This window comes from Chryseobacterium gleum, from assembly GCF_900636535.1.
Taxonomy (GTDB): domain Bacteria; phylum Bacteroidota; class Bacteroidia; order Flavobacteriales; family Weeksellaceae; genus Chryseobacterium; species Chryseobacterium gleum.
The window spans coordinates 1,174,805-1,190,401 of sequence record NZ_LR134289.1; the positions used below are offsets into that span (position 1 = coordinate 1,174,805).

Genomic DNA, 15,597 nt, shown 5'->3' on the forward strand with positions numbered 1-15,597 from the left:
CAAAACTTAAAATTATTTTTCAAACAAAAACGGAATCAATGAATTAGATACTGAACCATTTTTTCCATTTGACAATAGAATTTCTGCTCAATTTAAAATATCTGGACAGTTGAGCTGTAGTAAGCTGATTTTTTTTCTGATAATCCAGGATTTCCAGAATTGCTGCTTTATCATAGGAACGATGCCTTTGATTTATATTCTCGGTTTTCTTGTCCGCATTCGGGAAAATGATATTGTTAATTGCAATAACATCATTCACCGAAAATGCTTTTTTACAAAGGATAGACTTGCATTGTTCTTTTTTAGCAGGATGCTCCAGGCGTAAGATATCTTCGTAGATTCTTTTATAATCAGGTGGTTCTGTTTTTTTCATAGATTTTTATATGGTTTAATCAATTATCCTTCGAAAAGGGGCCGGATTGTGGCTGATCTCCGGCCAATATAATTAAATTCTTTACAACAAATAATTCTAATCCGAAGTGAACGGCAAATGAATCTTTATTTAATCTCCTACACGTAAAATTGCAAGCTGAGTTGATTTGCCAACAAGGGTCATTCCTTCAGTTTTTTCGCATCCCCCATCCCCGGATTGTCCTCTTCCCAACTGGATTACCCAATCATAATTAGCTGTAATCCTTGTAGTATAAGTGACAGTACCACCATGGTTTGTTGCATTGTTAGTGCTTGGTGCTGCTCCATGAACTGCAGTAGAATGTATTCTCTGAGATGAAGAACTTCCCACCGGAAAATCTACAAAATAAGAAGAAACTTTACAATCCGGCTGGCCAGCTACAGTATAATGCGTGGCTTCATATACAAAAGTGATTTGGTATAAACCAGGTTTAAATGTAATGGTATTGTTACTGCTATTAAACGTTAATCCATTAATTCCGGTATTGTTCACTAAAATACTCATCGGAACATTTGAACTGTTTCCTCTTGCAACATTCTTAAGAAAATCAGTTTTATTACTATCCAACTGGAAAATAGCAGGCCTGGGAATACCCAGCTTGCTTATGGTCTGTGTTTTCAAAACTCCGGTTACAGGATCTGACACCACAAGGTTGTCATCAATACTTGGCGATACAGGCAATCCGTTAACAGCCAAAGTATTGGCAGAGCTCGTTACCAATGTAGTAGGCTTTACAAGCGTTCCCCCTAACTGAAAGTTGTTCCCTGTTTTGGTAATCCCATTTGATGAAGTTAAGCTTACCCATTTTGCAGTATTACTGTCATAATAATATAATCCAGCTCCTGTAATATCACTTGTTTTACCACTCACTCCTACCCCTGCAGTTATGAAAATGAAAGCTCCGTTTTGCTCCGCATTATAATTAGAATCTTTTGCCGCCAGCTCAGATACCGTATATTTAGGAATAATGAGGCCATCAGGAAATGATGTATTTGTGTTTTTTTCAATGTGGAGACTGGCTTTTGGTTGTGTGGTATTGATTCCAACCTGGGACTTAGCTGAAAAAACAGTAAACGCGAAGCTTATGCCCAGCAATAATTTTTTTCGATTCATATTTGGTTTTTTTGAAGTCACAAAACTGTCATTTTTTCTAGCATTGAACCAAAAAAAGGAATATGACATAGATATGACACCTGAAAAAAAAACAAACATATTCATTTACCTGACTTCAGGTACTACTATTTCTTTCCTGTTATTGAGTATGGATATTTTTTATCCACAGATAAATATCCTCCTCTGAAGGGATGCTTAATTTTTTGCGTAACCGGTTTTTTCTGGTCTGTATGGACTGAGGCTGAACAAAAGTATACGCTGCAATATCTTTGGTAGAAAAATTAAGAAATAATAATGCACAAAATTTTAATTCTGTACTCTGTAACTGAGGCTCTATTTTCAGCAGTTTTGGAAAGAAATCCGGATATACTTCCTGAAAGCGGGTAAGAAATTCCGGGTCATTATTTTTGGCCAGCTGGATAACTTCTTCAAATGCAAAATTTAGCTTTTGATTAAGTTCCTGAGTCTCCTTTTCTTTTATATTTAACACCTTATTTTTATTTTTTATTCTGATATAAACAAAGAAGATGATAACAATTGTACCCACAACTCCTATAAGAATAACGTAAAGTAAAAAATTAGTTTTATATTTCAGTGGTTTCTGTTTTTCTTCTACAAGAAGGCCTACGGTATCTTTCAGATTCTCCTCGTCTACTCTTTTTAAGCTATCACTAAGGTTATTATATTTTAGCTCATATTTACCTGCATTATCAATTTGCCCATTTTTTTCGTATGACTGAGCAATTAAGTTATATAACTCTGATAGTTTTCTAAAATTCTTTACTTTTTCGGCAAGCTTTATTGCGGTTTTATAATCTGCAATTGCTGAATCATATTGCTTTCTCATATCATGAATTTGCCCCAAAAGTTTAAATGTTGCAAAATCATTATTACCCCACTTGACAGGGACAGATTGGGCCCATTTAATATAATATTCCGCAGAATCAATTTTATTTTCATTAAGCTTTGCTTCAGCTAAAAGTAACATGCCCGCTTTTAAGCTGGTATTCATTCCGGCATCTGTGTTTTTGTATTTTCTCAATTCATCAATAATCCTTTTCCCATAATAAGTGGCAGAGTCATACTGCTTTTTTTCAAGGTAATTCTTTCCCATCTGAACAAGGATCATTCCTTTTATGGCATGTCTGGTAGAATCATTTTTTAAATCATTTGCCATCAACAGGTTCTTGTTCAGTTTTTTCAGGGCTTCATCATACATTTTAATTCCTCTGTAATTAATACTGTATAAAATATTCATGGAAATTTCCTGATCTTCAGCATCCGAATTTTTAAATTCAGGCTCCATCATCTTTAAGAAGTAATTGCTTTTATTATACTTGTACTCCATAGAAAAAGCTAGCGCTAAATTATAATATGCAGACAATTTACCTTCTGCATGATTAATCTGTTTAGCATCATCAAGGATCGAAAGATTCAATTTGATCATTTCCTCTGTATGTCCTTCAATAAGAAGATCATTAGATTTCTCAAGTTTCTTTTCGATGGTCGATATGGTAATTTTAGACTGTGTAAACAGCAATAATGGAAAAAACAAAAAGATAAATTTCATCATGTAATATGTATGTGCAAATAATTTATTTATAAAACAAAGATAACAGTAAAAAAAAATCATATTGAAGCCAAAATCAATAATTTAATTATTAGAAAATCATTAATAATAAGAAAATCCAACACTCAATTAACAATTCGGAAACATTTTACTACCTGTTTTAAGGGCAATGATAAAATATTTAAAAGAAATAAAAAGTCAAAATAGATATGACATAGATATGACAAAGGTATGACCTGGATAATTATTGATCTTTTTTAAAGAAATGAGTTCATTATAATTTATATTACAATCAGAGCATACAAATTGCTGTTTCTCATAATAAAAGGATATTTTTTTTTGTTGCAGACTTAAGCCCGGCATACAGTATTCAATACCACAATTACTTTAAAACTGACTCTGTTTTCTCTTTAAAAAGATTACAATGAATTTCCTCTCATCTATATCATAAATGTGAATATTTTAAACAGCTTATGATTTTTTCGATTAAAAAATAAAACAATGATTATCAGAAATTTATGCTCATGTCATAGTTATGTCATAGCAAAAATTTTGCACAGCATAAAGTTCTGAAAGTAATATTGTAACAACAAATGTATCCGGTTGATATACAGGATTTAAAATCTGTCAATCAACGGACTATATATGAAAAAACAAAATAAAAATCTTTACATCTATGAAAAAATTATTATTACCCCTTGTCCTGCTAACCTCGTTGAATATTTACTCACAGGTTGGTATGAATACTACAAATCCAAGTGCTACAGTTGATATAGTAAGTAAGGGAAATACCAATGCTACGAAAGCTTTAGAGATTAATGACAGTACCAATAAGGAGCTGCTTAGTGTATCTGATGACGGATCTGTGCGTCTGGAAAATTATAAAAACTTCAGTCTATTGGGTACTGACGTCAATGGCAACCTGGTGAACGGTACAACAGCAAGTATTCCTTCTATTGTAGGTATTGCCACAGGGATTGCGTCAACCAGTGATCTGCCTGCCAATACAGAAGCTAAATATAATTTTACTGTGAACAAAATTAATTCTGCTAATCTATCATATAGTTCAGGTAATTTTACAGTATTAAAAGCAGGATACTATGGTATATCACTTTATACAAAAAAAGATGTAAGTATGAACTCTCCTACAACCGGAGGAACAGTACAAACCTTTATAAAGAAAACTGTTGGAGCTACTACAACTGAACTCTCAGTAAATCAAAATGGTTTAACGGATAATGTTTCTTTTGAAGCAAATACAATTGGAGTAACGGCATATTTTAATATTGGTGATATAATAAGTTGCAGAGCCAACTATACAAGGCCTCACAGATTAACTACAGCTTCATTGAGCATTGTATATTACGGTACCTAATTTCCGATTTGGTTTAGAATAATTTATTTTCAATCAATAAAAACCACTTTTAAAGCCCTCACAAAAGTGGTTTTTATCCCCATTCTTTTATTATGCTTTTTAAAGACATACACATCGGTGAACTGATACAAAAAAGGGTACAGGAAACCGGCTTCTCTTCTGACAGACTGTTGAACTTTCTGCAATGCAGCCATCATGAACTTACGGAAATGTACAAAAGTAAATCTCTCGATGCAGAGCTTCTTCTTAAATGGAGCAAGCTTCTTGCTTATGATTTTTTCAGGATTTATTCCCAACACCTTATCCTATATTCTCCTCCATCATCTTTAGAATATTATCAGAATTCAATACAGAAAAAAACACAGCTTCCGGAGTTCAGGAAAAATATCTATACCGCAGAAATGATTGATTTTATCCTGACCCTTTTAAAAACCAATAAAAAAACAAAACAGCAGATCATAGAAGAATACAGAATTCCCAAAACCACCTTATACAAATGGATCAAAAAATACTGATCAGATTTATGAACTCATAATCAAAATTAAGTTGCTCCATACTTTCCATATCCCTCTATTGAAAGTATGTTATCCTTTTCACTTTTATAAACTTACGATTCTATAACACAAATGTAAGTATCACTGCAGGATTCCGGTCCTGCAGCATGATATGATGGCTGATTCAAAAGCTTTATTTTCCATGCTAGCAGGCCATTTGAACAGGGTATTTGTATCCAACTTTAAAAATAAATCAAAGAAAATTTGTTTTTATGACCAATCGGTCATATATTTGCATCATTATTTATTATCATCATGGCAAAAGGTGAAGAAACCAGACAGTTCATTATAGAAAAAGCAGCTCCTATTTTTAATACAAAAGGAATTGCGGCTACTTCTATGAGTGATATTATGGAAGCCACCAAATTGTCCAAGGGCAGTATGTATGTTCATTTTGAAAATAAAGAAGTACTGGCCTGTGCAGCTGTAGAGCATAATATGCAAATGCTGAGTGATCAACTCCAAAAAACTTTAAGCAGATTCAAAACTTCCAGGGAACAATTATTGGCCTATATTGATTTTTTCAGTGATCCCAATCATCCACCGGTTGTTGGAGGCTGTCCTTTGTTAAACTTTGGAACTGAAGCGGATGATACCAATCCTATTGTAAAAGAAAAAGTAAACCGTGGAATTAAGAGGGGGAAAAAATTGCTTTCCGGCATTATAGAAAAAGGGATTGCCAACAAAGAATTCAGAGCAGACTGGAATGCATCAGACTTTGCCACAGTTGTGTTTGCAATGCTTGAGGGTGGACATTTAATGTCCAGAATGTCCGGTAACAATGATACAATGAAAATTATCGGAAATAATCTGAAAAAAATTATAGAGGAAAATACAGTATAATTTTTTTTATCAAAAAAATGACCGATCGGTCATTTAAATTAATATAAGGCTTTATAGAAAAGCATAATCATAACAATTAAATAAACAAAACAATGTCAAAAACAGTTTTAATTACAGGAGCATCAAAAGGTTTCGGAAAAGCATGGGCAGAAGCTTTTTTAACAAAAGGTTACAAAGTAGCCGCAACAGCCAGAAATGTAGAAACACTTCAGGATCTGAAAGATCAATACGGAGATTCCGTATTGCCTTTATCCTTAGACGTAGATAAAAGAGAGCAATCATTAGCGGTAGTTCAGAAGGTACAACAGCATTTTGGCAGCATTGATATCCTGATCAACAATGCAGGTTACGCATTAACAGGTGCTGTGGAAGAGACCAGCGAGCAGGAAGCCAGAGCACAGTTTGAAACAAATTTCTTTGGAACTTTATGGCTTACGCAGGCAGTGCTTCCCATTATGAGAAATCAGAAAAACGGGCATATCATTCAGGTTTCTTCTATTTTAGGACTTGCTACTTTACCAACTATGGGACTTTATAATGCTTCTAAATTTGCTATTGAAGGATTAAGTGAAACATTAGCTACAGAAGTAAAAGGATTCGGCATCAATGTGACTTTGGTAGAGCCGAACGGATATGCTTCCAATATCTGGAATACAGGAATTAACACTCAAAGTAATCCTGTTTATGATGATGTTAAAAAAGCATTCTCAGAAGCAGAAACATCTTTCGGAAGTGTAGAAGCAACAGCTCCGGCACTTATAAAACTTGCCGAAACTGAAAATCCTCCATTGCGTCTGTTGCTTGGAAAAGTGGCACTGCCATTTGTAAAACATAATTATGAGCAGCGATTAAAAGTCTGGGAAGAATGGAACGATGTATCTGTTGAAGCTCACGGATAATCTTTAAAAAATACAGCCGAAAATTAGCTCCGTTTTTGATTAAACGGAGCTAATTTTTTGTCCTTTATGAAGCAAACAGTTTAATTTTTATACGGTTTTTTCCACTCATCATTCACCATTCATCATTCATCATTCATCATTCATCATTCATCATTCATCATTCATCATTAATCATTAATCATTTATCATTTATCATTTATCATTTATAACTAACGATCCTCTTCACCTTCCCTAATGTCTGCTTCACAATCAAATATGGCCACCTGAACAAATTACCCGTTTAACAGCTGCTTACCGGAGCATAATTTTGTCTCATCAAAAAAGAAAAACAGATTTAAAATCTAATACAGAAAAACAATGAAAACAACAATTTCAACCATCCTGTTCGCAGCCACTTTCATTTTAAGTACACCTGCAGTTTCTAAAGCACAAGTTAATCAGACTTCTACTCTATCAGCAAAATCTGATACCAGTATTCGTCCTTTTCACATCAGTATTCCGCAATCCCAATTGGATGATCTTAAAAAGCGCATTGCTGAAGCCCGTTTTCCGGATAAAGAAACAGTAAAAGATGCTTCCCAGGGAATTCAGCTTGAACAGTTAAAAGAACTGATCACTTATTGGGGTAACGGATACGACTGGAGAAAGGTGGAAGATAAACTGAATGCACTTCCACAGTTTGTAACCACAATTGACGGGCTTGATATCCAGTTTATCCACGTACGTTCTAAAGAATCTAATGCAATGCCGGTAATCCTTACCCATGGCTGGCCAGGTTCTCCGCTGGAGTTCATTAATGCAATAGACCCGCTAACCGATCCCGTAAAATATGGAGGAAAGGCAAGCGATGCATTTGATGTGATTATTCCCGCTATTCCGGGATATGGTTTTTCAGAAATACCCACTGAACTTGGCTGGAATCCTGATCGCGTTGCCCGTGCATGGGATGTGCTGATGAAGCGTCTTGGATACAAAAAATATGTTTCCGAAGGGGGTGACCATGGTTCTGTAATATCCGATGCATTGGCCAAGCAGGCTCCTTCAGGACTTTTAGGGATTCATCTTACTATGCCGGCCACTATTCCTGCTGATCTTGTAAAGCCAATCAATGCCGGAGATCCTGCTCCATCAGGACTTTCCGCTTCAGAAGCAAAAGCTTATAATGCGATGAGTACGTTCTTTGGAAGAAATGCAGCCTATGGAGGAATGATGGTAACACGTCCACAGACAACAGGATATTTACTTTCTGATTCTCCGGTTGCTTTAGCTGCATTCCTTTATGAAAAGATTGCTGAATGGAGCGAAAGTGATCTTCATCCTGAAAATGTAATAGGTCGTGATGCGATCCTGGATGATATTACCCTTTACTGGCTTACCAATACTGGAGCGTCTTCTTCCCGTTTCTATTGGGAAAACAATAAAAACAATTTCAGTGCTGAGGCACAGAAAACGAGAGACATTAAAATCCCTGTGGCCATTTCGGTATTCCCTCATGAGATCTACCAGGCACCGGAAAGCTGGTCAAAAAGTGCTTACCCGACTTTATATTATTACCATAAAGCTCCGAAAGGGGGACATTTTGCAGCGTGGGAACAGCCACAGGTCTTTACGGAAGAGCTTAGAGCAGCGTTCAAAGATTTAAGAAAAAAACTTTAATAGAAATATCAATCCGCAATATCGTTTAATCTAAATAATAAAAATATGGAATTAAATACCATTCAGGAAGTAGAAAACACAACCGTTGTAAACATCAGTAAAGTACTGTATTCAGGTAATGTTATCGTAACAGGAGGCCGCAACGGACAAGCAAAAAGCAGTGACGGAAAATTGGATGTTGAACTGACGTCTCCAGGTTCAAAAGGAAACGGAACCAATCCGGAACAATTGTTGGCAGCCGGTTGGTCGGCATGCTTTATCGGAGCTATGCATTTGGGAGCCGTTAAAATTGGGATTAATCTTCCTCCGGATCTGTCTGTCAACACTTCAATAGATCTGGCAACCAATGATGACGGATTTTTCCTGCAGGCCCATCTGCAAATCGTTTTGCCAGGTTTGCCGGTAGATAAAGCCAGAAAAGTGGTGGAAACAGCCCACGCAACATGTCCTTATTCAAAAGCGACCAGAGGCAATATTAATGTCAAAATAGATGTAGTGGTATAAGTTGTCAGAATGTTTGTATTACACTTTGACTGAAATCTTCCTTGCTTTTGTAAGGAAGGTTTTGCTTTTGAAATGAAAAAGGAAAATATTCAAAAAACGCAAATGAAATACCTAGAAAGAAAATGATCTCTCTAGATATTTCATCCTTAGTCTTTAGAATCGATATTAATTAAATGCAATCAGTATTTAATTTTAATCATTAATGTAACTTCAAAGGTCCAATATTTAAGAAAAAGAGCCAAAAAAATTTTGTAAACACTCTAAGCCCATTCTGTAAAAAGAAATCCCGGATATTGTAGATAAAATACTACTTAACACGATCACAGAAACAAAAAAGAGCATATCTGTAATCAGATATACTCTAAAAACTTAGAAAAAAAAGTCGTAAACAACATTGACTTAGCAGAAAATATGCTCTTATCTTTTATATTTTTATCTTAAAAATGTACGTTTCCATTTGGTAACCGTATTCCGGCTCAGTTTAAAATGATTGGCCAACTGGCTGTTATTCAACTTATTCTTTTGCTGATACTCCAGAATCTCAAAAATGGCCTCCTTATCGTATGATTTAAACTTCTGATTTTCAGACAATCCGCTAAAAAACAATATATCATTGATTTTCAGCACATCCGATAAGGACAGCTTATCTTTGGATAAAAATCCTTTAACAAATTGTCTTTTATCAGGGCACTTCGCTGTAATAAAATCATGATAAATCTGTTTGTAATTGGGTCCGGTATTTACGGTCTGTACTTGCTTATCCATTTATTAAGGGTTGATTTTGGAATCCTGTATTGATTAATGATCTCCTTAGTTGTCATCTGATGCGTTTCCAGGAGCTCCAGTATATAATCTATAATCTCCTTTGTATACAAACTTTTCCGGAAATGAGGCAGTTGTGATTGTTTTTCCTTTTTAATGGGATTGGAAGGTGGTGCATATAAAATCAAATGGCTGGAATAAAGACGAAAAAAATCATATTCCAGCAGCTTTGACCATTTTAAAAGCATCTCTGAATCTACTGATTTCCGGGAATACATTTCTACAATTTCATTTTCTGTTTTCTGTAGAAACTTACAGATTCTATTGATTTCTATTTCTTCTTCTTTTACTTTTTTATACAATAAATCTCCGATATGAATATCTTTTACATTCTTCATCTATACTCATTTATCTTGTTTAAACACCATCATTTTTTTCAGCAGTATATTGCTGATTTCCCTGCATTATATTTTTTGTAATATCATTGAAAAGTAAGTTTACCTGGCTTTCACTACAAAAGGTAATATCAATAGCTACTTTTACGGTTTTTCCCGAAGAGCCTGAAAAGATAATTACGAGGTAATTTTTGAAAATCCCTTTCTTTATCTTACTGTTTAGAATTTTCTTTCTGGGCATTTCAAAACTCGGTTTTCTGCCTTTCGCAAGCCACTGATAGCTTTTTATAGAAAGAACTTCTCCGGAGTTTTCATATTCGAAAATATAACGGTTTTTTATTTTTACGTATAACAGCAGTAACAGGGTAATAAAAACAAACAGCAATGAAAGGAAATGAAAATTAAAGCATCTGAAGGCAACAATTGTACAAACAAGTACTGCAATTGTTACCAATTGAAAAGTCATATAACTGTTCACCTTTTTCTTATTGCTTATTTTCATTGAGCTACCAATTAAAAGACTGTTATTTTTACATTTCCCTTCCCTAAGATTAGTTTAATTCAAATGGCGGAATATTCCTATCCCGCACATTTTCTTAAATATATTAAAATTTAATTCTTATAAAAACTATATCCTGTAGACTGTACCCCCCAGTTCTGTAAAAACATTGGATCCGTAATATTAGCTCGGGAAGAGAGATTTTCAATTCCGTATAACAACTCAACTTTATATTCTGAATCAGGATCCACCGTAATACCTGTTCCGTCACCTACACTGTAATTGGCATAAAGAAAATATCTGAAATTAGCATTGGTAGCACCACTGTCAGGATAAGGATTTCCGGAACTGTCGTAAGCTGCTGCTGCCCCAAAATAGGGTGAAATCTGTGACGTTTGCATTACCACTGTTACTGTATTCTGCGGAGTCCAGACATCAGGATTGGTTCCTGTTTTTTTATAAAGTCTGGCATAAGCCCTGCTGTTGAAGAATACGGGAAGTTTAATCTGTCCTGTTCCTCCTTCAATAGAACGCTGAGAAAACGGACCCAGATCGTTATAATTCATTTCAAACCACAATCCCCAGGAAACTGTACCTCTTCGTATAGCACTTTGAGGAAACCTTAAAATAATGGAAGAGTTGGGAACTACCCAGCAATCATTAGCGTCTATCTGAGGTGAACCGTTATTCTGTACAGTATTTCTTATAGATGTTAAAGCTACATTTCTGGCATCGTTCTGTCTGATATTACTGTCTAAATTATATACAATAAAATCATTAGGATTTGCCGGCTTGAATATTCCTATATTTCCGTCTGCATCGGCAACTACCGGAGTACCTGAGGGAATTATTGGCAAGGTACGGGTACGTAATTCCCCATTAATATCTAATGTTTTTGTAGGAGACGTTGTATTGATTCCTACATTTCCGGTTTGTCCGGACACAGTAATGCACAGTCCAAGCATTACCGTTACTAAGGATGTAATTCTTCTATTTTTCATAACCTTTGGGTTTATTTTTTTGACATTCATTTGTTTGTTGTTTATTTCATTTTTAACAGAGGAGATGGATCTCCTCTGTATTAAAAATCACCTTAAAATTCTATTAAAAATGCTTGGGAACATGTTTAACACTCGTAGTTAAATCCGGTAATAAATTGATGGGACAAAGATCTGATAAGCTATACGGATTGTAAAATAATTATTGTAAAAATAGATAGCCATGATTGTAATTTTAAATTTAATAGTATGTAGTTTAAAAATGACATTTTATACTTTTGCTGGCCGTTAATTTTTCCTAATTTTATAATAATAATTCACTATTTCTATTAAAAAAACACACATAATTTTATACCTGCAATGACGCTTTTTAAAATCCATATCTTTTTTTTATTATTCTGTATACAAATCTGTTACAGCCAGCAGATCGCCTCTGTATGGTATGATACAGATAATGGGCTTCCGCAAAACAGTGTGAAGGATATTATAAAAGACAAATATGGATTTATCTGGCTGAGTACAGAGAACGGACTTGTGCGTTATGACGGATATAATTTTGTAACATACAGCCATCTTCACCTTAAAAACAACAGGTTTACATTCTTCTTTGGAAATACAAAAAAAGACTCTATTTATAATTTCACAGCGTACAGTGAAAACACGACTTTAATATCCAAAAGAAATGTAAGTGTACTACAGAAACAGACCCATTGTATACGAAAAATATTACATGATAACAGATCCTATTCTCCCTTCATAAAAAATGGAGTTTTAGAAGAAGCTGATCATGAAAAGTTCTTTATTTATTTCGACAAGAATGATTATTACCGACTGTCTGGCAATAATGTACAATATAAGAACACAAAATTAGCTCCCATTAAAGGGCTGCATAAGAAGTATATACCGGACACATTTTGTTTTGATCATAATATCTTCATAATATCCAGGACATTAAGAAAAATTATTAAGATCAGCCAGGGTGAAGTCAGTTACTTAGACGCTCCTGCTATTTTTTTTCAGGATAATGTCAAGGTCTACTGGAGCCAGATCAACAATCAGTCTTTTATTATTCAGGATCACATTTTGTATAAAGTACTGTATGATCACAATCACCTGAGCATAAAGAAGATCGCGGTTTATGATCTTAACAAAAACTCTTTATCTTCCATTTACCATGATGAAATCAATAATAAACTCTATCTGGGAACTTTGTCGGACGGCCTGAATGTTATCAAATTCAACAACTTTCATATCGTCAATAAATCAGACAGTTCTTATGATAATATTTTTTATGCACAGCTGCCTTACACCACAGACAAGGTAATTACCTCTTTCGGAGATGTGTACAGTGAAAACGGGTTGGTAAAGCGGCATCATTTCAATACATCCTGCAGATATTTCCTTTTGTATGATAATCAGAAGAATATTATTATTCAGGATAATTTATCGCTTATCCGTTTTTTTAGCAATACCAACTATTCAAAAAAAGAAGTCCTGTACTTTGGGAATACAGCGTCTTATGTATGGAATATTAATGGTAATTATGTGATCGCATTTCATGGCACATCATTAAAGACCCGGCTTGTTTTTTATAAAGATTCCGGTTTTAAAACTCCTTTTTTACAATTTTCAATCCCCAATATTGTAACCTCTGTACAGGAATTTGACAGAAACAAATGGCTTGTAGGAACCAGAGATGCCTTATATTGCATAGAAGCACCCTCTTTTACACCTGAAAAAATATCTTCAAAACCTTTAAACGTAAGGGAAATTGTAAAAACCAGGGATGGTAATCTCTGGATTATGACTCAGGGAAACGGCTTTTTTCTTTACAAAAATAAAGAATTAACAAAAATGCCTGAAGATAAGGACGGTTACCTTTTATTTTCACATACTATTCTTGAAGATAAAAACGGTTTTTTCTGGATCAGCACCAATAATGGACTGTTTCAGGTACTGAAAAGTTCTCTCCTCCACTATTCTAAAGATAATAAAACTCCGGTATATTATTACAGATACAGCAAAGAAGATGGATTCAATACAAACGAGTTCAATGGAGGCTGCTCTCCCAGCGCTTCGGTTCTGCAGAATGGAAGTTTTGTTTTCCCTTCTATAAAAGGGCTGGTGTTTTTTGATCCCACAACGATCAGAAGCTACTATCCTCAGAATTTCTTTATGGAGCGTGTTGTTTTCTATGATTCCGAAAGCAGTATAAAAGATAACACCATCACTCTTGAGAATAACTTTTACAAAGCCCTGATTCTTGTTGATGTACCTTATTATGCCAACAGAGTAAACCTTGTTATTGAGGCAAAATTAAAAGGTTCTAAAAATGAAAAATGGGAAAAGGTAAACAGTGACGGGAAATATTATATTACCAATCTGAATCCCGGAAAATATCAACTTATCGTGAGGGTTTTAGCTTCCCCAACAGGAAAATATATTTACAGAACTCTTGATATTGACGTAAAATATCTGTTTTACCAAACCTTGTTTTTTAAATTTTTTATTATTTTACTCTTTTCAATTATTCTATTTACATTGATCAAACTGAGGATAAGAAGACAGGAACTGAAGAAAAAGGAACTGGAAGACATCATTGAAATAAGAACGCAGAAACTACTGAAAGCGGTAGCAAAACTTGAATATACCAAAGAACAATTACGTAAAGAAAGTGTTCAGCAAAAGAAATTACTGGAGACCATAAGCCACGATATTATCACTCCGGTAAAATACCTTTCCATTACCGCGAAAAAACTCTACGAAACAGATGAACATGATCATTATATACAGAAAAAACACTTTGAAAGCTTTTATAAATCTTCTATAGAGTTTTATAATTTCGTTAAAACCTTAAAAGAGTATGCAGAAATTTATAATATTTCTGAAAAGAAAGAAATGTATAACATTTACGAAGTAATTGAAACCAAAAAAACTCTTTTTGAAGCAGCTGCAAGGGAGCAAAACACACTCATTATTAACAATGTAAAAAATCCCACGTACACAAAAATCAATCAGAATGTATTGGCAGTTATTATTCATAATTTAATAGACAATGCCATAAAAAATACAACAAACGGAGTGATAGAGCTTTCTACGATTGAGGACGACAGCATCTTTTTTCTCGAAGTACGGGATACAGGAAAAGGCATGAGCCCGGAACAAATGAAGTATTATGAAAAGCTTCAGAATAACATTGAAAATGAAAAACTTGTATTGCAAAAATACAGTTTGGGATTACACCTTATTCTTCAGTTACTCATGATGATTAATGGTAAAATAGACTTTAAAAACAATACCCCTCATGGAACAATAGTATCGATTAAAATAAAAAAACAAAAATATGGATAGAAAAATTATTATTGCGGATGATCACTTTGTGGTCAGATTGGGAACCACACTGATTCTGGAGTCTCATTATAAAAATATACAGATTTCTTACGCAGAATCTTATACAAATCTTACAGATCAATTACATGCTGAGCAATTCGACTTAGTAATCCTGGATATCAACATGCCGGAAAGTAAATACCTGAGCATGATCAGTGAATTAAAAAAGATCCAGCCTGATCTTAAAATTTTAGTATTTTCAGTATATGACAATGATATTGCAATACAATACATCATTGAAGGTGCTGATGGGTACATAAATAAATTGTGTGATGAAAATAACATTCTGGAAGCCGTGGGAAGCATCTTTGAAACCGGCACTTATTATTCTCCGGATATTGTAAAAAAACTGGTTTCTTCAGCAAAGAAAGAAGCTCCTGCCAATCCTCTGGAATCTTTATCAGAAAGAGAAAAGGAAATATTTGATCTGCTGATACAAGGGTATGGTAATATTGAGATTTCTAATGAGCTCAATCTTCACCTGTCTACAGTAAGCACCTATAAAACCAGAATCTACAAAAAGCTGAACATCAAAAACACAGTAGATCTTGTACGGTTAGGAGACAGAAACCAGGCTCATAAATATAAGTAATCACCATCTTACCCAAGAGATTATAAGTATAAAGG

The 15,597-nt window shown here is 34.4% G+C and carries 15 protein-coding genes; 8 read left to right on the plus strand and 7 right to left on the minus strand.

Translation table 11 applies throughout. The features are described from left to right. Positions 1-43: 43 nt before the first annotated feature. The 3 genes from EL165_RS05455 to EL165_RS05465 form a co-directional block, all read right to left on the minus strand. Positions 44-373, minus strand: a complete 330-nt coding sequence (locus tag EL165_RS05455; protein WP_002978824.1) for a hypothetical protein — start codon at positions 371-373, stop codon at positions 44-46. Between the two features lie 129 nt (positions 374-502). Beyond that, on the minus strand, positions 503-1,525 hold the full coding sequence (locus EL165_RS05460) for a hypothetical protein (RefSeq protein ID WP_002978822.1): 1,023 nt from the start codon (positions 1,523-1,525) through the stop codon (positions 503-505). A 139-nt stretch (positions 1,526-1,664) separates the two neighbouring features. Continuing rightward, complete coding sequence (locus EL165_RS05465; protein WP_002978820.1) at positions 1,665-3,098, minus strand: tetratricopeptide repeat protein; 1,434 nt, start codon at positions 3,096-3,098, stop codon at positions 1,665-1,667. 673 nt (positions 3,099-3,771) lie between these two features. On the opposite strand from EL165_RS05465, the gene EL165_RS05470 reads away from it, so the two are divergent. The 6 genes from EL165_RS05470 (at position 3,772) to EL165_RS05495 (ending at position 8,926) form a co-directional block, all read left to right on the plus strand. Continuing rightward, positions 3,772-4,470: a hypothetical protein gene (locus EL165_RS05470; protein WP_002978819.1), complete on the plus strand. Its 699-nt coding sequence runs from the start codon at positions 3,772-3,774 to the stop codon at positions 4,468-4,470. Positions 4,471-4,562: 92 nt separating this feature from the next. After that, positions 4,563-4,985, plus strand: coding sequence for a hypothetical protein (locus EL165_RS05475; RefSeq protein WP_002978817.1), 423 nt, complete (start codon positions 4,563-4,565; stop codon positions 4,983-4,985). A 294-nt stretch (positions 4,986-5,279) separates the two neighbouring features. Then, a complete protein-coding gene (locus EL165_RS05480) occupies positions 5,280-5,867 on the plus strand; it encodes a TetR/AcrR family transcriptional regulator (protein ID WP_002978815.1) in 588 nt (195 codons plus the stop codon). Between the two features lie 92 nt (positions 5,868-5,959). Next, positions 5,960-6,766: an SDR family NAD(P)-dependent oxidoreductase gene (locus tag EL165_RS05485; RefSeq protein ID WP_002978813.1), complete on the plus strand. Its 807-nt coding sequence runs from the start codon at positions 5,960-5,962 to the stop codon at positions 6,764-6,766. 357 nt (positions 6,767-7,123) lie between these two features. Continuing rightward, entirely contained in the window at positions 7,124-8,422 is a 1,299-nt protein-coding gene (locus EL165_RS05490; RefSeq protein WP_002978810.1) for an epoxide hydrolase family protein, read from the plus strand. A 45-nt stretch (positions 8,423-8,467) separates the two neighbouring features. Beyond that, the gene (locus EL165_RS05495; RefSeq protein ID WP_002978808.1) at positions 8,468-8,926 is read left to right on the plus strand and encodes an organic hydroperoxide resistance protein; all 459 of its coding nucleotides are present in this window, start codon (positions 8,468-8,470) and stop codon (positions 8,924-8,926) included. Positions 8,927-9,358: 432 nt separating this feature from the next. On the opposite strand, the gene EL165_RS05500 is transcribed toward EL165_RS05495, so the two are convergent. The 4 genes from EL165_RS05500 to EL165_RS05515 all read right to left on the minus strand — a co-directional run bounded on the left by EL165_RS05500 (position 9,359) and on the right by EL165_RS05515 (position 11,583). Then, positions 9,359-9,691 (minus strand): hypothetical protein, encoded by a 333-nt coding sequence (locus EL165_RS05500; RefSeq protein ID WP_002978806.1) that lies wholly within the window; start codon positions 9,689-9,691, stop codon positions 9,359-9,361. Further along, positions 9,667-10,086 carry a hypothetical protein gene (locus EL165_RS05505; RefSeq protein WP_002978804.1) on the minus strand — a complete coding sequence of 140 codons (420 nt, stop codon included), beginning with the start codon at positions 10,084-10,086 and terminating at the stop codon, positions 9,667-9,669. Before EL165_RS05505 ends, EL165_RS05500 begins: the two co-directional genes overlap by 25 nt. Positions 10,087-10,105: 19 nt before the next feature. Beyond that, positions 10,106-10,585: a hypothetical protein gene (locus tag EL165_RS05510; protein WP_002978802.1), complete on the minus strand. Its 480-nt coding sequence runs from the start codon at positions 10,583-10,585 to the stop codon at positions 10,106-10,108. 110 nt (positions 10,586-10,695) lie between these two features. Then, positions 10,696-11,583, minus strand: coding sequence for a hypothetical protein (locus EL165_RS05515; protein WP_126358590.1), 888 nt, complete (start codon positions 11,581-11,583; stop codon positions 10,696-10,698). 357 nt (positions 11,584-11,940) lie between these two features. Between EL165_RS05515 and EL165_RS05520 the strand changes: the two genes are divergently transcribed. Together EL165_RS05520 and EL165_RS05525 are read left to right on the plus strand one after the other, a co-directional pair. After that, entirely contained in the window at positions 11,941-14,931 is a 2,991-nt protein-coding gene (locus EL165_RS05520) for a ligand-binding sensor domain-containing protein (RefSeq protein ID WP_002978798.1), read from the plus strand. Next, positions 14,924-15,562: a response regulator gene (locus EL165_RS05525; protein WP_002978796.1), complete on the plus strand. Its 639-nt coding sequence runs from the start codon at positions 14,924-14,926 to the stop codon at positions 15,560-15,562. The genes EL165_RS05520 and EL165_RS05525 overlap by 8 nt, the downstream gene beginning before the upstream one ends. The last annotated feature ends 35 nt before the right edge of the window (positions 15,563-15,597 follow it).

Excerpts from the sequence above, each read along its gene's own strand:
- EL165_RS05525 (WP_002978796.1), top strand. The coding sequence starts at position 14,924 with ATGGATAGAAAAATTATTATTGCGGATGATCACTTTGTGGTCAGATTG.
- EL165_RS05465 (WP_002978820.1), bottom strand. The coding sequence starts at position 3,098 with ATGATGAAATTTATCTTTTTGTTTTTTCCATTATTGCTGTTTACACAG.
- EL165_RS05490 (WP_002978810.1), top strand. The coding sequence starts at position 7,124 with ATGAAAACAACAATTTCAACCATCCTGTTCGCAGCCACTTTCATTTTA.
- EL165_RS05460 (WP_002978822.1), bottom strand. The coding sequence starts at position 1,525 with ATGAATCGAAAAAAATTATTGCTGGGCATAAGCTTCGCGTTTACTGTT.
- EL165_RS05515 (WP_126358590.1), bottom strand. The coding sequence starts at position 11,583 with ATGAAAAATAGAAGAATTACATCCTTAGTAACGGTAATGCTTGGACTG.
- EL165_RS05500 (WP_002978806.1), bottom strand. The coding sequence starts at position 9,691 with ATGGATAAGCAAGTACAGACCGTAAATACCGGACCCAATTACAAACAG.
- EL165_RS05510 (WP_002978802.1), bottom strand. The coding sequence starts at position 10,585 with ATGAAAATAAGCAATAAGAAAAAGGTGAACAGTTATATGACTTTTCAA.
- EL165_RS05470 (WP_002978819.1), top strand. The coding sequence starts at position 3,772 with ATGAAAAAATTATTATTACCCCTTGTCCTGCTAACCTCGTTGAATATT.
- EL165_RS05520 (WP_002978798.1), top strand. The coding sequence starts at position 11,941 with ATGACGCTTTTTAAAATCCATATCTTTTTTTTATTATTCTGTATACAA.
- EL165_RS05495 (WP_002978808.1), top strand. The coding sequence starts at position 8,468 with ATGGAATTAAATACCATTCAGGAAGTAGAAAACACAACCGTTGTAAAC.
- EL165_RS05485 (WP_002978813.1), top strand. The coding sequence starts at position 5,960 with ATGTCAAAAACAGTTTTAATTACAGGAGCATCAAAAGGTTTCGGAAAA.
- EL165_RS05455 (WP_002978824.1), bottom strand. The coding sequence starts at position 373 with ATGAAAAAAACAGAACCACCTGATTATAAAAGAATCTACGAAGATATC.
- EL165_RS05475 (WP_002978817.1), top strand. The coding sequence starts at position 4,563 with ATGCTTTTTAAAGACATACACATCGGTGAACTGATACAAAAAAGGGTA.
- EL165_RS05480 (WP_002978815.1), top strand. The coding sequence starts at position 5,280 with ATGGCAAAAGGTGAAGAAACCAGACAGTTCATTATAGAAAAAGCAGCT.
- EL165_RS05505 (WP_002978804.1), bottom strand. The coding sequence starts at position 10,086 with ATGAAGAATGTAAAAGATATTCATATCGGAGATTTATTGTATAAAAAA.